Below are 21,411 nucleotides of genomic sequence, written 5' to 3' on the forward strand. Positions count from 1 at the left end.
ATGACATACCCACAACTGCATTTAGAAATTGCCGAATCAGCGCAACTCACGCATAAAGAGAATCACTGGCCTGCGAGCATTCAGTTTCCGGTTGCACATACCGATACCATTTTTAAAGTCCCAGTGCCTAAGGAACTCAAACAACCACGTTATTTATGGTTGGTCAAAATGGACCTAAAGCAATTAGCGGATTTACTCAATCCGACTATTCATTAGCGTCTATTTAAGAGTTTTTGCGGCGTTTGTGGTGTCTTTCTACAAGGCAGAGCCTATGTTATGTCATTAATATCGATACATAAATTATCGATAAGTAAACAATAGGCGCCGCAACAGTGAACAGAGCATGAGGCGGTAGGCAAGCCTACCGCTCAAATAGTGTCTTAGGCGATGGGCAGTTGAACGTAAAAGGTCGTCCCTTCATAAGGACTAGTATCAAAGCGAATGCGCCCTTTTTGCGTCTCGGCCATCAGTTTAGCTGAATAGGTACCCAGCCCTGTACCGCCTTGCTTACCTGCCGTCACATACTTATCAAACAACGTTGTTTGAATCTCTTGAGGAATTTCACCAACGTTGTTGATCGATACTTCACACACATCACCGACCTGATTGGTGGTCACATAAATATTTTCACCGTCTGGCGATGCCTCAACAGCATTATTCAGCAAGTTACCAAACATAGAGATACACAACATCTCTTCTGCCAACGCAATACAATCACTTGGTGCTTGATACACAATATTGATTGTGCGGTTTTGCGCCTGCATACGAAAACTGTTAACCATGCGATGCATCAGTTCCGCTAAGTTGACACGTTCTAGTTTCGGGCGATAGATACCCGCCTCAATTTTATATATATCGAGCGTACGGTTGATCATGCCTAACATCGACATGGAAGCTTCTCGTATGTTTTCAACCGAACTCATACAGTTAGGCACCCACTTGTCATTCAAAATAGCCTCACAGCTACCAATAATGGCAGATAAAGGATTTTTTAAATCATGACGTGTAATACGTTCAACATCTTCACGTAAACGCGCATTTTCAACTAAGGTATCTACCCTTTCTTCTAAAGCATCTTTAGAAAGTTTAAGTTTGGTATGGGTAGCGACTCGTGCTTTAAGAATGTCGGGGTTACAAGGCTTAGTGATATAATCCACGGCTCCCAGTTCAAAGCCCTTCTTCATGTCGATTGTTTCAGACTTAGCCGTTAGGAAAATGACCGGTATGTGAGCGGTTTTAGGATTGTTCTTCAGCGTTTCGCAAATTTGATAGCCATCCATCTCAGGCATCATAATATCAAGCAAGATCAAGTCAGGCTGGCGAGCATTACTGCATATTTTAAGTGCAGCGACCCCACTGTTTGCGGCTTTGATTTTATAATTGTCTTTCAAGGTATCAGCGATAATCGCAATATTGGTTGCGACATCATCGACAGCAAGAATCAAAGGCTTACTGTTTTTAGACGCCGCTTCTTTTGCTTGGCGTTCTCTATTGGCACTTTGATTTGTAGCAACAGCCGATTTAGACAGCACTCGAGGGCCATGTTTTAACATGGTCGAGACTTTATCGCGCAACGTGATTTGTGTAAAAGGTTTCACCAAAAATTGATCAACGCCGGCATCAATTGCACGATTGACCATATTCCGTTCACCTTCAGCCGTCACCATCATAAAGTGCATATTTTGGTATTGCACGTCACAGCGAATATATTGTAATAATTGGAGCCCTGTCATTCTCGGCATATTCCAATCTGAAATAATACAATCAACAGAATGATTTTTTAAAATCTTTATCGCTTCTTCGCCGTCACCAGCCATCATAATATTGTCAAAACCTAAGGAAATTAAATTATTCCTGAGGGTTTTTCTCATTAATTCAAAATCATCAACAATGAGAAAAGAGGTTGACTTGGCTGCTTCCATTATCGACTCCTAATATAAAAGACGTAAATGCCATTATTTCAATATTTGTGCCAATAGTCGCATGAGATAATGTCTAAAACAATAGATACGAGGAGAAAAGACTCAAAATCATCATGGTTTTGAGTCTTTTTAGTTTTGGCTATTGATCACAAAAACTAACCAGTGTAAAACATAAAGTTTGAATCAATCTCATAGATGATACAAAAAATATTGCATTTTAAGTTGACTTTAAAGAAGAAATGTGTAAATGGAAGAGCTAATCCGTCGCAAACAACAAATCCAGATAAGATCTATTTTAATCCTCTCATTATGTATTGTGACGGTTATTATTTCTGGTTTCTATTTATTGTATAGAATTAATATTGACTCAAAAAAAAGTGAATTATCAGACATCGTTTCGTCACAAGTTAGATTAATTAGGTCGTTTGTAAACTCTGATACTAATAATAAAAATCAAACACAAGAAAAATATCAGTTAACACGTAGTCATGCTTTACAACAAATAAAAGAAAGTTTTAGTGACTATAGTAGTCTAAGCGGTTCAGGTGAGTTATTACTGGGGGAAAAACGCAATCATTCAGTGGTATTCTTATCCTCTAATAATAATCAAACCGCAGAGTTTCAACCATATCCGGATGCAGGCGAACAATCCTTTTTAAATAACCCTATGAGCCTCGCACTTTCCGGTCAATCCGGTGTAATGACCACGCAAGATTACAATGGGCACAGTACGTTAGCCGCATACGGTTATGTACCAGAGTTGAACGTGGGTATTGTCGCTAAAGTCGATCTTAGTGATATTCGCAAACCTTTTGTAAAAGCGGGTTTATTGTCTTTGCTGGTAGGTCTGATCGTTGTCATTGTCGGTGTGTTACTCAATACCAGCATGGTTGGGCCACTACTCGAACAATTTTACCAATTCACGCGTAAGCTAAAACAACGTGAACAAGAGCTGGCTAAATTGTCCAAAGTGTTAGAGCAAAGCCCCACTTCTACGGTGATTACCGATCGTTCAGGTCTGATTGAATATGCCAACCCCACGTTTCTTGACCAACATAACTTAACTCAAGCAGAAGCTATCGGTAGTACTGCACCGATTTTATCTCCCAACCATATGCGTCCAGAACGCTTCCATAACCTTTGGGCAACCATTCATCAAGGCTTGGTCTGGGAAGGTGAATTTGAACACACCTCAACCGATAATAGTCAAACTTGGGAATCAGTCATTGTCAGTCCAATCACAAACGAACAAGGCCATGTCACCCACTTTACGGTGTCATCCAACGATATCACTAAGCAGCACATTCTAAACCAAGAAAAACTGGCGGCTGAGCAGCAGATGGTGCAAAGCGCGCAACGTTTTCAGTCACTTTTTGAATTTTCTGCTGTCCCTTATATTCTACTGGAAAACAACAAAATCATTGATGGTAACCAAGCGAGCTTACGTCTATTCGAACTTAATTCAAAACAGGAATTACTCGACTCGCCTGATCATCCAGTTCGGCTTGAGCGTCTTGATAACTTTTTATCTCTGGTGTGTCATAACCCCTCACGGAACCCAAATGGTGAAGCGATTCGATTTGAGTGGGATTTTGCTCTGGTCAGTGGCAAAACCTGTTACGTAGAAATTAGCCTACGACCACTCGATATTAATGGTCGTCAAATTTTACTGGCATCACTGCATGACATCACTAAGCGTGTTCACACTGAACAGGAATTAAAACAGAGCCAATTTGTATTAAATAATACCTTTGATAGCGCCGCTATTGGGTTAACCCATGTCACAATTGACGGACAACTTACCCGTGTTAACCAACGCTTAGAACAGATAATGGGGTATAGCGAACAAGCGTTGTGTCAGATGACGTTTCACGATATGACGCACCCTGACGACCTTGTGATTGAGTTGCAGTTATTTGACCAATTACTCAAAGGTGACATTCCATTCTATACCATGGAAAAACGCTTTTATCACAAACTGGGCCATATCATTTGGGCAAATGTAACCGTCGCATTAGTCACTACTGAGCGCGGGGAACCCGATTATGTGATCGCTTCATTAGATGATGTCAGCGAGCGCAAAGCACAGCAAGCCGATATTATTCGCCAACAAAATCAACTGCGTGCCATTATTGATAACACCCAAAGCATTGTGTTACTTAAAGACATTCATGGTCAATATTTGGTTGTTAACCGTGCATTTGAATTACTGTCGGGTAAATCGTCCAGCGAGATCCTTGGTACCGCTGAATCCGATTTTCTTCCACCAGAATTGATCGACTACGTTCAATTGCATGATGATCAAGCTATTAGCACCAAACAGTTAATCTCTTATGAAGAAGCCTTAACTCACCATGATGGAACACTGCACAGTTACTATACGACGAAAGTGCCACTGCTCGACGAAGAAGGTGACGTTTATGCGTTGGCGGTGATCGCTACCGACATTACGCAACGTAAGGTAATGGAAAGTCAGCTCAAGTACAACGAAGAGCGTTTGACCTATGCCCTAGAAGCCACCGGAGAAGGTATCTGGGACTGGGATATAACAAACGATTCAGTGACTCACAACCAACGATTCTGTCATTTGCTTGGTCGTGATAATTCTTACATGCAGCACAACTTAGAGGTCTTTATTGATTTCATTCATCCAGAGGATCGCGATTACGTATTGAAACGCGTTCAAGAAACGCTTGATTTTGATATCCCCTATCACTGCGTCTATCGCATGGTTCGTCCAGATCGACAGATTTTTTGGGTGGAAGACCGCGGCAACATTGTCAAACGTGACGACAATGGCGACCCACTCAGATTGGTCGGCAGCATCTCTGATGTCACGGAACGGCGTGAAATGCAGCAAGAGCTTTTGGAAGCGAAAGAAACCGCTGAACAAGCCACTAAGGCAAAATCTGACTTTTTAGCCAATATGTCGCACGAAATTCGTACACCAATGAATGCGATCATCGGGATGTCACACTTGGCACTTCAAACTGAACTTAATCACAAACAGCGTAATTACGTGGAAAAAGTGCACCATTCCGCTGAGTCGTTGTTGGGGATCATTAACGATATTCTGGACTTTTCGAAAATCGAAGCTGGTAAACTGGAAATCGAAAATGCTCCGTTCAATCTTGATGATGTGATTGACCACATCACCAACTTGGTTGGCTTAAAAGCGGATGAGAAAGCGTTGGAGTTCATGTTTGACTTCCCTCGCTTGTATCCAAAGGAATTGATTGGTGACCAATTACGTCTGTCGCAAGTACTAACCAACTTTACCACCAATGCCATTAAGTTTACTGACCCTGGTGGTGATGTGATTGTCGGCTTGGAAGTACTAAATGAAACCGACCAAGACGCTGAATTACATTTTAGCGTTAAGGATACCGGGATTGGCCTAACAGAAGAGCAACAGTCGAGACTGTTCCAATCATTTACCCAAGCGGATAACTCCACCACTCGTCGTTTCGGTGGCACTGGGCTTGGTCTCGTTATCTCCCGCAACTTAATTAAGCGTATGGGTGGACATATCTGGGTTGAAAGTGAGTACGGCTCCGGCAGTACCTTCCATTTTTCACTGACACTAGCCAAACAGCCAAATGCCGCCAAACATTCTAGCGAACTCGATACGCCGCTCAGCCATCTCAACGTATTAATCGTTGATGATAATGACACATCTCGCGAAATTTTGGCCCACCAGCTCGTGAGTTTTGGCATTTCGCCCCATGTTGCGGCAGATGGTGAAGAAGCCATTTTATTACTTGAATTGGCAGCGCAATTACAGCCTTATGATCTCGTGATACTGGACTGGAAAATGCCTGGGTTAGATGGTATCGAGACCGCGCGGGCCATTCAGCGTATGCACGATATACCTAATGCCCCAACCGTCATAATGATTACTGCTTATGGGCGAGAAGAAGCGAAAAAAGCTGCTGAAGGGACGGACATTTCCTCCTTTTTAGTTAAGCCAGTCATGCCATCGGCCATGCTCGACACTATCATGACATCCATGGGATACGAAGTAGTCACCCAAAGACGTAGTGATTTAGTCGATGGGAAATTGACCTCTTATATCAGTGCCCTGCGCGGTATGCGTGTGCTATTAGTCGAAGATAATCTGATTAACCAAGAATTAGCGCTCGATATTCTCTCATCCAATGGCCTTGATGTGGATGTGGCTAACAATGGTCAGGAAGCGATCGAAAGTCTACGTATTAACGAATTCGATGGGGTATTAATGGATTGTCAGATGCCTGTGATGGATGGTTACTCCGCTACGCGGGCTATTCGCCAAGAAGCCCAGTGGGCCGACCTCCCTATCATTGCAATGACAGCCAATGCAATGGCAGGCGATAGAGAAAAAGTCATCGAAGCTGGAATGAACGACCATATTGCCAAACCGATCGATATTACAACGTTATTTATGACGCTAACCAAATGGTTACTCCATCAAGGCCAAGATCACAGCCGCGTTGTTGAAGATAGCTATCGCTCAACTGCGGATGCAATCAACATCCCAACTATTCCGGGGATTGATACTCAAATTGGCCTGACCAATGTACAACATAATGAAAAACTTTATCTAAAAATTTTGCGTCGCTTTAGAGAGACTTATGCAACGGAATTAGATGATGCTTTAGCGATGATTCGCCTAGACCCAAGTGATGAATCATCCGTTCGTTGGGCCCACACTCTTAAAGGGGTATGTGGCACGATCGGTGCTAAATCAATAGAGAAAGTGGCCCGTGAACTGGAATTTAAGTGCTCAGGTACCAACAAAAATCTCGATCTTGATGTCCAGATCAATACCGTTCAGCATCAGGTACAAGATTTGATCGACCACCTCGCAGTGCTTGACGATGTACCAGAAAACGAAGATAAGCCATCACCAGAATCCGCAGCGCAACTCGATACGCAACAGCTACGTGAAGAATTTGCCCAAGTCAAAACATTGCTTGAAGAGTTTGATACCGACGCAACAGATGCGTTAGAAACGCTCAATACCAAGTTACGTGGGTCTGATTACGAATATCTTATTCAGCCTTTAGTCAAAGCGGTTGATAACTATGACTTTGATTTGGCTCTAGAGCATTATGAAAAGATTGAAGAGCAATTGACCGCGGCGAGCTAAACTTTGAAGAGTGATGAATTTGAATTACCGTCACTCTTTTTTATTCTTTCGCAGTTAAGCAGGTCGGTGTTGCAGGCCTTGGGCACTGATACTTTTAGTCGTAATCACTTGGTTACGACCCGAAATTTTTGCTTTATAAAGCGCGTTATCGGCGCATTTTATGGCTTCTAAGGGGTCGGATTGAGCCAGTAAACGCGCACAACCAACCGAGACAGAAATCTTGAATGTTTCTGTTCCTGACTGAAACTCCAAATGTGAAATTGCCTCACGTAACACGTCAAGCTGGTCATAAGCGATAGTTAATGTTGGCCATGGTGCATACCAGATAAATTCTTCACCACCATAACGCGCAATCATGCCATTAAGTGGCACATATTGGCACAACACATCCGCCACCTTCTTCATGACCTGATCGCCCATATCATGACCATAGCTATCATTGACATGTTTAAAGTGGTCAATATCAAACATGGCAATCACCCCATCGAGCCCTGTTTCATCTATATAGCTAGGCAATTTTTCACGAAAATAGCGGCGGTTGTACAAACCCGTCAATTCATCATGCATGGAACGTTTGTAATGCCAGTTAATCTGATCAAATAAAAATAGCGACATTAATGCACCGAGCAAAAAATCACTCGCTAAAATTTGCAGCCCAACCACGGATAACATATAGATTTGCAAGTTATGCGAAAACACTAAGATAAGTGTCGGCCCAAGAACTGCCCAACCACAAATCAACATGGAAATACAAAGCAAAAGCTCTCCGCTACGGTTAATCTTGCGCTTTTTTAACCCCAAGAAAAACGCACTAAAGAAAATCAATGCTAACGAACCAGAACAAAAATGAATGCGTAATAGCGTGCTGCTAGGCTCATGGTTAACGAGCCAAAGTTGCAGTGTCGCAAATACGAGTGCATGGCTAAATATCAAAAGATAGTGACAGATACGAACAGAATACTGATACCAAATAGCAATACCGATTAAGAAGAGATAAGCCGCCAACATGTAGAACGCATTGTTGAAAAAAACCGAAAGACTGATGAATCCCCATTGACGCAAACTGTAAGAAAAATACGCCAACCCCAACAAAAGAAATGCGGCGACAAACCGATTGGCTGCTTGTTTGTGAATACCCGATAAATTGTGGCTCACTTGGGATAAAAAGAAACAAGCAATCACACTGCTACCAATCACATTGATAATGTTTGCTATATTAGAAATGTAAAAGATATTCACAAAAATAGCTTCCTGCGCTCTAGACGTAACGATACCATCACAGTCTGAGCCCTTGTTAACACATCAATGATGCGCCAGATAATTCGATCAAACGTTAGGTTGACTAACCATTGATTAAGCAATCCTAATCCGAATGGTATCAATATCTGATATATCAATACCTTGAAATGATTTGAGGGGAGGAACATTACACGAAATTTCGCTGCAAAAACGTCTCAAAAACAAGAATTACCCAGTCGCTTCATCAAAAATAGAACAATTTTCAATTCCGGTTGTAATTTTGAGACAAATAAATAAGACAAAGCGTCGGATACGCAAATGACCTCAAGATGCAAGATTCAGAGCGAATACATTTTCGTTAAAACAACATCTTGAGGTTACTTGGGTGTAATTAAATCGCTAATTTAGACACGAGCAATGCGCTCAGCGAGTGCAATGACAGGATTGATGACAGGCAGTGCTAAATGAGGGGCGAGTACAGAAGCAATATCAACCGTAGCCATTCCAGTACATGCTAAGGCGATAACTTTAGCACCGAGCGCTTGGCATTCTAGTGCTGCGTCAATAATGGCTTGCTGACCATCTGCCGTCATAATGTCGTGAGTACAGTGCACGTTATGTGGGCGCCTATATATGGTCGTGCAGTCTGCGAGCTCACGCTTAAACACATCAGGCTCTTCAGGTTCGATACCTAAGATGCCGATACAATCACCCACTTCACGTGCGGCCCAACAACAAGACTCCCCTGCTCCGTAAACAGGAATTGATAATGTCGCTTTGAGTTCTGTGACACCGGGATCAGCCGCACAACTTACCACCAGCAGATCTAACTCGTGTTGCCACTCTTGGCCCAACTGTACAATCTTCGGCAATGCAAGTTGGAACGTTTCGGGATCATGAATACCTTCCGGTTGATCCCATATTGAACGGGTTTGCCACTGTTTGTTAATCGCAATACCGTCCATGATATTTTGGTGCATATCGAGAAATGCTTGGTCTTTTCCTGACAAGACTCGAATCACACCAATGCGCTTAATCATATTTAGCCCTTAAGCAATTCGCTACATTCACCCAGAGGAAGATCGGTTTGCTCCCCACCAAGGAAGACATGACCTGCACCTGCTCCAATTAGAGTCATGCAGTCACCTTTAACTAACAACGCGCTACCTTCAACCAATGCGACAACTTTATCTTTCGGATTCATGACCATAAATTCAGCTAGGCGCTGCTCACGACTTTCGCCATTATGACCGGGAATTTGACCACTAATAAAGTGCGGGTTGATTAAAAATGGCACCAAACAAAGTGCACTAAAGGTTTCTGGCTGAACAATCGGCATATCATTGGTTGTTGAAATGCTCATTCCTGATAGGTTAGAGCCCGCACTCCAGCCAATATATGGCGTGCCCTGGCGAACTTTATTTTGAATCACCGACACTAAACCTTGCTGCTGAAGACGACTGAGTAAAGCAAAGGTATTGCCTCCCCCAACAATGATCATCTGAGCATTATCCAGCGCTTTCTTGGGGTCCGTGGTTTGATGCAAACCAACTAATTTAATACCTAACGCAGAAAAGTGCGGAGCAACACGCGCTAGATATTCATCGTAACTGCGAGTGACTCCAGCATAAGGAACAAATATCGCTTCAGTTACTGGAGCATTAAAACCGGCAAAAAATTGTTCCATCATCGGTTTGGTATGTGACAAATAGTCACTGTTTTTAAACCCAGAACTACTACACAACAGTAAATTCATATGATTACCTTCAAATTAAAAACGCAAACAACAGATAGCCATTGGCAATGGCTATCTGATTAATATACCCAAGTAACCTCAAGATGCTGTTTCAGCGAGAATGTATTCGCTCTTAGGCAAGGCACTGATTTGAAGACATAGTCATTCTACGTTAAAAATCAGTAACACAGCCTGGGAGCGAATAAAACTCGCCCTTTGGGAGCTCATCAACAAACCTATTTCTGCGCTCAATCACGTTGAAAGGGAATTACCATTCCTGCCGTGATTGAGCTTGACCTAGGCTCGTTGATGAAGCTCTGAATCCTGCATCTTGAGGTCATTTGGGTATAAGTTAGTGCTTTGATCCTAGCTTCAATGTCGATGAGAAGAAGCTGTAAATCGCAGAACCAGAAATCGCACCAGCGCCCAGAATATACAGCTGTTTCATTCCTTCATCGCCATAACGTTTAATCACAAAGAAACGAATCAGCAGACCAACAAAGATCATCACACCTGCAAGCGGAGATACGATCAATAGCCCGGTAGCAAGCAGTACACCTATTTGTTTAGAAATACCACCCACCAATTGAACCAACGCGCCAACCACTGCCCATATAGCAAGTAGCATTGCAACATGGTGATCCGCCCCCGCATTGATTGTCGCGACATAAACACGAGCCACAGGTGGGACAAGGTCTTGATTAAAGTAGTGTTGATAAGCAAATCCTACCACTAGAATAGCGATGCCGAAACTGAACATTTCCGCAAAGTATTGTTGGCGGCGACCTTCAATTTCGTATGCAACATCTTTACTCTCACCACGGATAATCCAACCTGTTTTTAGGTCATACGCCATATCAGCAAACGCAGGGCCAGTCGCGACGGTAAAGGCAACCAACACACCCAATGCCTCTTTAGGAAAACCTAACAACATACCGACAACGAGGAAAATAAGACCCGTAGCAAATGATGGGAACCAACCTGAATGCATAGCGGCAATACCAACAATTAACTCTGAAGCCATGGCTGCAACGGCGGCAAAAACTAACCAGCCGATTAGCATACCAATGCCCATGTCAGCATAAACACCGGTCGATAATGCAAGAATTAAGGTAATAATTAGATACATCGTAAAGCCACTCACCATCGCGACTTTCATTTGCAAAGCAGAGCGAGTTGGACGTTGCTGTTTTACTGATTCTTCTTTTGCTTGAGAGTGATCGGCACTGTCTTGAGCATGTTCGTCACGACGAATCAGCATGATGATTTGAATCAATGCAACTAAACCCGCACCAATCATGATTCCATGAGGGATATATTGGGTGCTAATGTCAAAACCAAATAGTTGAGTTGAATACCCGCGTAGTAATAGACCCACACCTAACGCACCAAGAGCAAATGCATTAGAAATCCAAGTGATACCCAACATATCCATTGGGATACCAAAGCTTTTACCAACGGCACCACCTACCATACCGACAATTAATAAAACGGTATTTTTACCTTTGGTCGCGGCTGCTTTTAAAGCTTCTGCGGTAGCAAATCCTGGAGGCCAAGCACCGCGAGCACTAAACAATTTACTATCAAACGAGAAGTACAGAATCGAAGCATCAGTGATCACAGCCAATGCTGCGCCAATTAACATCGGCGTTAACATGCCATTTTCACCCATTAGATAAGGGATCGCGAGTGGCAGTAACAAACCATTCGCTGCAGAAAAGGTCGCACCAGAAATAGAGGTTTGTACTAATGTCTGACTTTCTAACGATTTTAAACGACGAAACGCTTTTAATGGTAGATAAGATAGCAAAATCGCTATCAATGCACCGATAATCGAGGTATTCGGGGTAATCCCCACACGAGTTATCAGCTCCATGCCGATAATCGCACCAAGAACGGCAATCACAACATTAAAAATCAGTTGTGATGGCATAAAAAATTTTGGATGAGCCGCAGGTGGCCCTCCCTGTTTATCAGGGCTGACTTGATGGTTCATAACAATCCTTATTTGTAGATTCCTTGGGTTCGACTGCTTCTACTTAAGTAACAATCGAACGGTATTAAAAATAATTTCTCTTGGGGTAATTACGGATTTACCCGCTATATGAGCAATGTCATCTCGTTGTGCTAGCTGATAACCCATACAATCGAGATAAATCAAGTTACCTTGTAACTCTTTTGCTTGTTGCGCAGCGTGTTCTCGTCCACCATCATTAAGATACGGAGAGCCACTTAAACATTGAACATCAAAACCATTACCTAACCAACGTTGATGTGTATTTTCCATCTGCGCGGCATCAGGAGACATCACGATCAGTGTCACTGCATTGCTAATACCAGCGAAGAAGTGTTCCACGATCTTTTTCGGCGACAATACTGGAACTTGAACATCATTAAACTCAGGTAAATCCCCAGTGCATAAAACCAGAATCGCATCAGGTTTTGCGGCTTCTGCCTTGTGCACGGCTTGTTCTAGTAACGGTTCCAAATCCTGTTCACTGATCTGAACTTGGCGACCATCTTGCATGCGCGATACCAAGATATCGCGCTTTGTTGCTGTAGGGTATTGAGTATTAATTTGTTCTAGAGTGAAGCCATCTAAAGCACCAAATTCGAGTACTTTCACGTTACTCCCGAGTAAAACTGCAAGGTCTGCATGCAAATCAAGTCTAGGTGCTTGACCAATCGTAACAATCGCTAACGTGGATTGCTTACTCATCACGCTTCCTTACCCGGAGTTTGGAAATGAACGTTAGAACCATAACGAGATTGAATGGCGTCAAACTCTGCTTGATCAACAAATTGGCAAATTCCCTGACCCAAATCTTTTGCAACTTCGACCGCAAGGCGAGCAGCTTGCTCAATATCGACTTCATGACTAGCGCCTGTCGCACATCCGGCAATAGCAACAGCAGTAGACAGTGCGACACCAATAACTGGTTTATCAGTCGCAACCGATGGTTGCAGAATGCTGTTAAGATGGTAAAGCGTATTACCATATGGAGTGATGTCTTGCTGGCTTAGTGCAAATACATTGGCCATTTGACCTGTGACTCGCTCAACCACATTGACCACACTTTCACTCACTTTAAGAATATAGCCTTGGCAAACCGTCGGAGAAATTGCAATACCACGGTAGTTCATGATGCGATTGCCTTTAGTGGTATCAATGGACAAAATAGCATCCATATCAGCATCCACTTCGTGTTCCCATGTATCTTCCATGGTAATCGGAGAGTCCATAAATGGTACTGGGTAGTGCTCTCGCGTTGGGGCATCTGGACAGATATGGGTTGTTACAATCACATCCCCCGGCAGAGTATCGCCATATGACGCCATACGAACTAACTTAGCCGCAGCCGCCATAGCAGACAGCGCACCATCGCCATCTGAAACAAAACCGGTAATGTCAGGACGAGCGCCAATTCCACCCAAACGGCCAATAATGCCTAATGTCGGTGCATTGCCACCTTTCGATTTACCGTTAGAACCAGGAATCAGAATCTTGATAAAATCACTGGCACCTTTATCTGAAGTCAGGCAATTGATGGTGATCTGATCTTCACTGGCACCTTGCTCGCAAAGATAATCTTTAACCACGGCACCACTTGCTGATGGCATATCCAGTAGTTCATGTAATTCCATAACTTGCTTGAGCATATTTTTCTTCCGTGCAGTTTTTCAAAAATGTCGTTCGATAATAAACAGTTTTATTGATAGGATAAATTTGAATACACTATGGATTAATAGAAAAACTTTATGAATATTTCATCTCGGCAGTTAGAAGCGTTTTTAAAAGTCGCTGAATTAGAAAGTTTTACTGAAGCAGCGGAGAAGCTTCACCTCACCCAACCTTCACTTAGCAGCCAAATTAGGCAATTAGAACATACGCTTAGAATAAAGTTATTTGCGCGTACAACGCGTAAAGTGGTGTTAACTGAAGCTGGAGCGACATTTCTTCCTGCTGCAGAGCGCACCATAAATCGCCTAAATAGTGCGTTAAGAGATATGCACAATCTTGCTGACGGACAAACTGGACGCGTCAGTTTTGCGGCATTATTAACCGTTGGCGCCAGCTTAATTCCAGCGGCGATGGCCGAATTTCAACAAAAATTCCCGTTGATCACTCTCGAATACATTGAAGAAAGCGACGAGCCGATTTATAAGCAAGTGGCAAATGGTGATATTGACTTTGGTATAAGCGCTCTGCCGAGACCAATCGAAGACATCAATTTTACGCCCATTTATAAAGATTACCTCTATTTTGTCTGCTCACCCCGCCATCCACTAGCAGAGAGCAAGGAAGTGAGCTGGCAACAAATCGTTCAATCCCCTTTTATTGCCATGCAAGGAGGAACCAGTATGCGTATGTTAATGGAAAGAGGGTTCGCAATGACGGATGTCATGATGGAGCCGGTCCAAACCGCTGTGTATCAATCAACAATACTTGGCATGGTAGCGTGTGATTTGGGGGTCAGTGTTTTACCCTCTTCACTAAAATTAATGTTCGAACGCAATGATGTGTGCCTAATCCCAATAAAAGAAAGACTCTTTCGCGATATTGGTTTGATGGTCTCCAAAAGTCGTCCGCTCTCAAAAGCAGCTCAAACACTGGTCGATGTGATCTATGATGTCGTTGGGCAAAACCGTAATTTACTACCGCGCCCTGATTAATATTCAGCGCATGTCCCCCAAATGTTCTCAAGATACAAGATTCAGAGCAAATACGTTGGCGCTGAAACAGCATTATAAGGTTACTTGAGTATAAAAAAGACAGAACCTTACGTTCTGCCAGTATTACGGTTTGTTTGCACGAAGAATCTAAGGCAGCTTAACAATAAAGTTAGCGCTCACCCATTGATAATGACCATCGAAGTAGATTTCTGCCCAACCGTTTGCCACTTTTAACACCTGGACATGTTCTCCACGTTTTAGATGGCCGATAATTGGTGCACCAGGACGAGGATTCGCACGTACATTCAATGCGTTAGCACGAACTTGGTATGGATGATGAGGGCCTTTAGGTTTAGCATGCGCCACCTTCTTAGCAGCATGATGCTTAGCTTTTGGCTGATGTGTTACTTTATGTCCCGCATTGCTCTTTGGTGTTGCTTTGTTCGCATGACCATTGCCTGGTTGACTGTGATTTGGCTGCGCTTTTTGCTGCTGAGCAGGTTGAGTCTGACATGGCTGACCTTGCTGGCATGGAGCGGCAGTTGCAGCAGTGGTTCCTATTGCGCTAAGTACAGCGATCAAAAGTAATTGTTTACGCACTCTATTCTCCTACATTGAAACTTTGCCAGTTTCACGATTTGTTCTTTATACGATAGGCAATACATTAACATTGATAGATTGGAATGCTAGCACCAAAAGTATTATTAACAATGAGTTGACTGATACGCTGCATCTGTAGCCGTTTACGTCAAATTGGTGTAATTACAGGGTTAGAGATTTAAAAAAGACGCCTTATTTTCTCTGAGCCTTTACTTTGTTGACCTTCATCTTCCATTTAAAAAAACCAGAAAGTCCTGAAGCCAACATAAACACTATCAGTGATATTCCAATGCCATCGAGCAAACCACGGTGATACATAAAATGGGACAGTACTTGAAATAACAATGCAATCGGAATCCCTCGTGCGAGCATATCTTTAATCAGGATTTGCTTAAAAATAGAAGAATTGAATTTGAGTTGAACTTGCTCCATGTGTTCCTCCTGAACAACCATACCTTGGCCCAAACTAACCAATGTAACTCACGTTAACATACTGTTTAATATCGCCAAACTTGGTTATAAAGGATAACGCTGTTTCTGAATTGGTTCCACAACAGAATCGCCATCTTTTCTATCGCATCGCGCACAATAAAAAATGCAGCCGATTGGCTGCATATAATCGTAATGCATTATTAAGCTGCTTGCACCGTCGGAGATTTTTTCTTTGTACCAGAGCCAATCAATCGTTTGTGTAACGCACAGATAGCACTATGATAATCGTTATCCTCAACGACGTACTGAACATTGACATTGCGCATTGAAGAATACGCCGCCATAGGGTCAATACCGACTTCCATCAATGCTTGCATACCACAGCTTAATGTAGCGTTAGTATTCATATAAGCTCCAATGGCTGATATTAAGGCAACCATCCTTCCGCTGGTTTTTGCATTCGGACAGTACTGCTTAGTACGGGCTAACACACGGTTTAATGCCGGAGTACTTCCACTTAAAAAATAGGTCATCGAATTGGCATTCATCTCATTCCCCATCAAGCGGACTTTTTCATCAGAAATAATTTCCATAACATCGTAGCTCACGCTATCTGTTTTACCGACCATACTTTGATCGAACAGATGCAATGCAAACACTTTGTCACGTCCGGCGATGATTTCTACCTGCTCGTCATCAGTACGGAACCGATCGGCTATCAAGGTACCCGGATGATCCGGTTCGAACGTATTTTTTATCCTCAAATCAATACCTTTCTGACGTAACCCTGCGGCGGCGTTAGGATGAATCGCTTCCATGCCTAAGTTAGCAAGTTGATCTGCCACATCATAGTTAGTTTGCCCCATTGGACGAACATGTTCAGGACCAACAATACATGGGTCTGCGCTGCTCAAATGATACTCTTTGTGAATGATCGCCTCGCTTGCTCCCATTAAAGCGGCGATACGACTGAACGTCATTTCACTGTAGCCACGATCATAGGTCTGCATCAAGCCTTCTTGGCAATGAGCGTAACCAGTAACAATGGGTAACTCGTTGCTTAAATCAATATTGGCGAACGCCTTTAAAATCACCTTATCCAACGATTCACTCTGCCCTTGGTTCCAACCAGACAGGTCAATAAAACGAGCGTTTATATTTAAGCTTTGCAGTTTTTGCACCGTGTTATAAGCGCTGTGAGCCTCTCCCAGCGAAGAGAGAAATTCACGGATCTGAGGGAGATATTGGCGTAGACTGAACTGACCGAATTCACAGGTTTGCAATAAACTATGTATACATTCAATTGCATCAGCGACGCGTGCACGCAAAAATTTATCAGCTTGAATGCGCACCATTGGATCTGCAAATAGGTTTTCATTAATTAGCAGCATGCGCTGCTCTAATTGATACATTGCGTCTTGCCAATTCTCATCACCATTGGCAACCATCTGGTAGATACCTGGTTTGCCGGTTTTTTTGCATTCTAATAGCGCGTTGGTCATCCCAGAGTAGGCAGACACAACGAACACACGATGATAAGGGTTACTCGGCTTTAAAAATATATTATCGAGAACGGCATCAAATGCCGACATCGACGTACCACCGATTTTTTCTACGGTGAAAGACATGGAGTCTCCTTTAATGATTGACAGTTTGTAAAGAGCGAAACAATCGGGCCGTGAATAGTCACGGCCCCACGTATATCTCTACTAGTCAACTAATGGATACACACCATCTTTATCATGAGTTTCAGCACCAGTCAGTGGTGGGTTGAACACACAAGCCATCACCATATCGCCTTTTTTATGAGCACGTAAATAGTGCTCATCATGCTTATCTAACACATACAATGTGCCAGGTTTAATCGGATAACGTTTTCCGCCGACAACTTCAATTTCACCTTCTCCCGACATGCAATAAACGGATTCCAAGTGATTTTTGTAATGAATATGGGTATCCGTTCCTTTGTAAATCGTTGTGATATGGAATGAAAAGCCCATTTGATCTTCTTTGAGTATCATACGGGTGCTTTCCCACGTTTCAGCCACTACTCGACGTTCACTCTGTTCGCATTCTTGTAAAGTTCGTACAATCATTAACTTTTCCTGTTATTTGTTTTCATTAAATGAGAGATATAAATGATGCTGCAATCGGCTAAGATGCCTGCTTGATCAGACGGGGAGCCACTTTGTCCACAGCTGATTTAAAGATCGCCAACCCTTTATCGAGTTCGCTTGCGGTGATCGTTAATGGACAAAAGAACTTAATGACTTCATCATCCGGTCCGGCAGTTTCGATCACCATTCCCTGATGAAAACATTCTTGGGTAATCTGATGCGCGACATCACCATCAAGACATTCAATGCCTTGCATTAACCCACGTCCTTTCACACCGTTAAACAGTGATGAATATTGCTGAGAGACTTTTTCAATGCATTGCGTTACTTGAGATGCTCGTTGATCAATATGTTGAGCAAATTTGTCATCCGCCCAATACGTCTCTAATGCTTTGGCCGCCGTCACAAACGCATGGTTATTGCCGCGAAATGTGCCGTTATGTTCACCGGGTTTCCATACATCATATTGTGGTTTATAAAGCACAACCGCTAGAGGCAGACCATAACCACCAATTGATTTGGAAAGCGTAACGATATCCGGTTTAATTTCTGCTGGTTCAAAACTAAAGAACGTGCCCGTGCGGCCACAGCCCGCTTGAATATCATCAACAATCAATAAAATATCGTGTTGTTTACAAATGTCACTTAGACGGCGTAACCACTGCGGTGAAGCTGCATTTAACCCACCTTCTCCTTGAACCACCTCGACAATCACTCCGGCTGGTTTATCTAAACCTGATGAATTGTCATCGAGCATTGCCGAGAATAGTGATAAGCCATCAGTATCTGCGTAGCCTTCATAAGGGATACGAGTGACTCCGTTTAAAGACATGCCAGCACCGCCACGATGGTGCTGATTTCCCGTTACGGCTAATGCCCCCAGAGAACAACCATGGAAACCATTCGTGAATGAAACAATGTTGGTTCTCCCGGTAACTTTACGTGCAAGTTTAATAGCGGCCTCAACAGCATTCGTTCCTGTTGGCCCAGTAAACTGCACTTTATAATCCAGCCGACGTGGCGCAAAAATATATCGCTGCATCGCCAGCAGAAATTGAGCTTTGGCATCTGAATGCATATCCAGACCGTGGGTCAGGCCATCTTGTTCTATATATTCCAATAACGCTTGCTTCAATATGTCATTGTTATGCCCGTAATTGAGGGAGCCAGCGCCAGCAAGAAAATCGAGGTAAGCATCACCTTCTTTGGTATAGAGGTGGCTTCCCTTGGCAGTAGAAAACACAACTGGAAAGTTGTTAGCGTAAGACTGAACATTCGATTCTTTCTGAGTAAATATATCCATAGTAATGGTGTTACCCTTATTGTTGTTTACGTGAATTAAGAGGAATTCGAAACAGATATTCGGTGTCGTGTTCGCCACAAAAATGGCGAGTTTGGTCAAGGAATGTAGTGACTTCACCCTGTTGGCCATGAGCACGTTCTAGCTTTTTGAACAAGCTCCAAGACCCTTGATTATCGCGAGTAATCGTTGTTTCAATGGCCGTAATATCGTGTAACGTTTCCCTATTTAAAAGTTCATTCAACATATCGAAAGCCAAACCTTTGCCGCGGGCTTTGGGGTGAACCGCGACTTGCCATATAAACAATTCATCAGGTTGATCTGGCTTGCGATAGGCAGAAATAAAACCAGCAACTTGTCCTCGGTATTCCGCCATAACGCATGTTTTGCGAAAGTGCGTCGACTGAAGAAAATTACAGTAAGCAGAATTTTCATCGAGCGGTGAACACTGCGCAATCAACGTGTGGATGGCGTGCCCGTCACTACGCTCGGGAGTTCGAAATGTCCAAGACTGTTGAACATTGTGCATTGTTTTTGGATATGCAACCCATGGTGATGTTGTAATCATTATTAACCACTTTTGTTTTGAACTCTAAACAATGTGTTTATTACACTAACAAACATAAATCGATTTTCAACCCCGGACTGATCACAAAAATTCAACATAAACGTGTAACACTTTGATTTTAATACACTTAAAATTATTAAAATAAAATAAGAACCTTTTGTTAAATGTTTTGACATATAAACAAAATACCATTCTAAAAAAGAAATACGAAACGTAATAGATATGTTAACCGTCACTAGCATTTTAGATAAATTCGCAATTTGCATTCGCAATTTGCAAACAAAAGTAAGAAGGGTAACGCTTAAGCGTCATTTTTTGGTAAAAAATAGCTAAAATAGAACGAAAATCGCCTTTAAAAAAGTTGGCACGGTATCTGCATTAATATTAGCGACCCTTATTAAGCCGAGGGTCACCTAGCCAACTGACGTTGTTAGTGAATAAAATTTGTTCACAAGTATATAAGCCAATCTTGATTTACGGTTGGCTCTTTTTTTATGTATTGTGGAATAAAACATCATCGAACCACACTCGATTAGAGCTTATCTCTTAGAGCATCTGTCTTCGCCGCACAGATAAAATCATTGGTATGAAGCCCGTGTACCGAATGAGTCCACCAAGTCACAACCACTTTACCCCATTCAAGTAAAATCGCTGGATGATGATTTTGTTGATCCGCCAAACCGGCAACTTGATCGCAAAATCGCCATGCTTGCTTGTAGCCATTAAAGGTAAATATTTTTTCCAAGCACGGCTGCTCGTCGGTGTATGTGATTTGCCAACCATTAAGTTGGCTCAGATACTCTTGCTGCTCTTGTACCGATAAAGCGGTTTCTCCTTTGCCATAGCAAGGGACACATTTTAGTTCACTTAGCATTTTCACAGCGCTCCTTTTAGCAAACCTTTTTGGTAAACAGAGGCTTAAACAGACCAAGCGCCTCTGCTTGATTAATCGCAGTGACTAAATCAATGTCACTGAGTTGATAAAGTTGTGCGATAGAATCTAGGTAATAATAGACAGGTTGAACAATATCGATACGATACGGGGTGCGCAAAATATCTAATAAGTTAAATGATCGACGCACCGCCTCTGATGACTCCAAGCTGTATAAGGTCTCCTTCGGGGATGAAAGGATCCCACCGCCATAGATACGAAGCTCACCAGCCTCTTTAATCAAGCCAAATTCAACGGTAAACCAGTAAAGTCGGGCTAAAAATACCCGCTGTTTATCGTTCAGCTTTATCCCGGATTGACCACACCAATGAGTAAAATGGGCAAAATCTGGGTTAGTCAACATTGCGCAATGACCAAATACTTCATGAAAGAAGTCCGGCTCTTGTAAATAGTCGATTTCATCTCTGCGGCGCATAAAGGTAGCAATAGGGAATTGCTGATGCGCCAATAAACTGAAAAATCGTTTAAAGTCGATTAGCGCTGGAACCGGTGTGACGCTCCATCCAGTGGCTGACTTTAACACTCGATTGATATCTGCAAGTTGGGGCGGCATTGCACTGGATAATTGCAATAAATCCAACCCATCAAGATAGGCGGTACATGCGCGCTCGGGCAAGAGCTTACTCTGTCGTTCAATTAAATAACGCCAGACTGACACTTCTTCATGGGTCCAAGTCATCTTGCCATCGCTGTCTATGGGTTTGGAATGGTACGTCGTCATCATCCCTCTCCTATTTTTTA

General features: G+C 42.8%; 18 protein-coding genes. 3 read left to right on the forward strand and 15 right to left on the reverse strand.

The annotated features are described in order from the left end of the window. Positions 1-216, forward strand: a complete 216-nt coding sequence (locus I1A42_RS20235; RefSeq protein ID WP_161158344.1) for a hypothetical protein — start codon at positions 1-3, stop codon at positions 214-216. Positions 217-380: 164 nt separating this feature from the next. Here the strand turns inward: I1A42_RS20235 and I1A42_RS20240 are convergent, their stop codons facing one another. After that, positions 381-1,922, reverse strand: a complete 1,542-nt coding sequence (locus I1A42_RS20240) for a response regulator (RefSeq protein WP_196124685.1) — start codon at positions 1,920-1,922, stop codon at positions 381-383. Positions 1,923-2,169: 247 nt separating this feature from the next. On the opposite strand from I1A42_RS20240, the gene I1A42_RS20245 reads away from it, so the two are divergent. Then, positions 2,170-7,053 (forward strand): PAS domain S-box protein, encoded by a 4,884-nt coding sequence (locus tag I1A42_RS20245; protein WP_196124687.1) that lies wholly within the window; start codon positions 2,170-2,172, stop codon positions 7,051-7,053. A gap of 54 nt (positions 7,054-7,107) precedes the next feature. Here I1A42_RS20245 and I1A42_RS25230 read toward each other — a convergent pair whose 3' ends face one another. The 6 genes from I1A42_RS25230 to I1A42_RS20275 form a co-directional block, all read right to left on the reverse strand. After that, positions 7,108-8,292 carry a GGDEF domain-containing protein gene (locus I1A42_RS25230; RefSeq protein WP_196124689.1) on the reverse strand — a complete coding sequence of 395 codons (1,185 nt, stop codon included), beginning with the start codon at positions 8,290-8,292 and terminating at the stop codon, positions 7,108-7,110. Between the two features lie 404 nt (positions 8,293-8,696). Beyond that, positions 8,697-9,332, reverse strand: coding sequence for an aspartate/glutamate racemase family protein (locus tag I1A42_RS20255; RefSeq protein ID WP_161154260.1), 636 nt, complete (start codon positions 9,330-9,332; stop codon positions 8,697-8,699). A gap of 2 nt (positions 9,333-9,334) precedes the next feature. Further along, a complete protein-coding gene (pepE, locus tag I1A42_RS20260; protein WP_196124691.1) occupies positions 9,335-10,048 on the reverse strand; it encodes a dipeptidase PepE in 714 nt (237 codons plus the stop codon). A gap of 331 nt (positions 10,049-10,379) precedes the next feature. After that, complete coding sequence (locus I1A42_RS20265; RefSeq protein WP_230389676.1) at positions 10,380-12,023, reverse strand: OPT/YSL family transporter; 1,644 nt, start codon at positions 12,021-12,023, stop codon at positions 10,380-10,382. Positions 12,024-12,062: 39 nt separating this feature from the next. Then, positions 12,063-12,746 carry an AroM family protein gene (locus I1A42_RS20270; protein ID WP_161154258.1) on the reverse strand — a complete coding sequence of 228 codons (684 nt, stop codon included), beginning with the start codon at positions 12,744-12,746 and terminating at the stop codon, positions 12,063-12,065. Then, positions 12,746-13,687 (reverse strand): DUF1177 domain-containing protein, encoded by a 942-nt coding sequence (locus tag I1A42_RS20275; protein WP_196124693.1) that lies wholly within the window; start codon positions 13,685-13,687, stop codon positions 12,746-12,748. The genes I1A42_RS20270 and I1A42_RS20275 overlap by 1 nt, the downstream gene beginning before the upstream one ends. 99 nt (positions 13,688-13,786) lie before the next feature. Here I1A42_RS20275 and I1A42_RS20280 point away from each other — a divergent pair, with 99 nt between their 5' ends. After that, entirely contained in the window at positions 13,787-14,701 is a 915-nt protein-coding gene (locus tag I1A42_RS20280) for a LysR family transcriptional regulator (protein WP_161154256.1), read from the forward strand. A 147-nt stretch (positions 14,702-14,848) separates the two neighbouring features. On the opposite strand, the gene I1A42_RS25235 is transcribed toward I1A42_RS20280, so the two are convergent. From I1A42_RS25235 to phhA, 8 genes are all read right to left on the reverse strand, one after another. Next, positions 14,849-15,301 (reverse strand): SH3 domain-containing protein, encoded by a 453-nt coding sequence (locus I1A42_RS25235; protein WP_161154255.1) that lies wholly within the window; start codon positions 15,299-15,301, stop codon positions 14,849-14,851. A gap of 192 nt (positions 15,302-15,493) precedes the next feature. After that, positions 15,494-15,733: a hypothetical protein gene (locus I1A42_RS20290; protein WP_161154254.1), complete on the reverse strand. Its 240-nt coding sequence runs from the start codon at positions 15,731-15,733 to the stop codon at positions 15,494-15,496. A 200-nt stretch (positions 15,734-15,933) separates the two neighbouring features. Beyond that, positions 15,934-17,361, reverse strand: a complete 1,428-nt coding sequence (locus I1A42_RS20295; RefSeq protein WP_161154253.1) for an aspartate kinase — start codon at positions 17,359-17,361, stop codon at positions 15,934-15,936. A gap of 81 nt (positions 17,362-17,442) precedes the next feature. Beyond that, entirely contained in the window at positions 17,443-17,829 is a 387-nt protein-coding gene (locus I1A42_RS20300; protein ID WP_161154252.1) for an ectoine synthase, read from the reverse strand. A 58-nt stretch (positions 17,830-17,887) separates the two neighbouring features. Further along, positions 17,888-19,153: a diaminobutyrate--2-oxoglutarate transaminase gene (gene ectB, locus I1A42_RS20305; protein ID WP_161154251.1), complete on the reverse strand. Its 1,266-nt coding sequence runs from the start codon at positions 19,151-19,153 to the stop codon at positions 17,888-17,890. Between the two features lie 16 nt (positions 19,154-19,169). Further along, entirely contained in the window at positions 19,170-19,718 is a 549-nt protein-coding gene (gene ectA / locus I1A42_RS20310) for a diaminobutyrate acetyltransferase (RefSeq protein ID WP_161154250.1), read from the reverse strand. Between the two features lie 532 nt (positions 19,719-20,250). Next, a complete protein-coding gene (locus I1A42_RS20315; RefSeq protein WP_161154249.1) occupies positions 20,251-20,592 on the reverse strand; it encodes a 4a-hydroxytetrahydrobiopterin dehydratase in 342 nt (113 codons plus the stop codon). Positions 20,593-20,608: 16 nt separating this feature from the next. Continuing rightward, positions 20,609-21,391, reverse strand: coding sequence for a phenylalanine 4-monooxygenase (gene phhA, locus I1A42_RS20320; protein WP_196125690.1), 783 nt, complete (start codon positions 21,389-21,391; stop codon positions 20,609-20,611). Positions 21,392-21,411: the final 20 nt, after the last annotated feature.

This window comes from Vibrio nitrifigilis (genome assembly GCF_015686695.1).
GTDB classification, from domain to species: Bacteria; Pseudomonadota; Gammaproteobacteria; order Enterobacterales; family Vibrionaceae; genus Vibrio; species Vibrio nitrifigilis.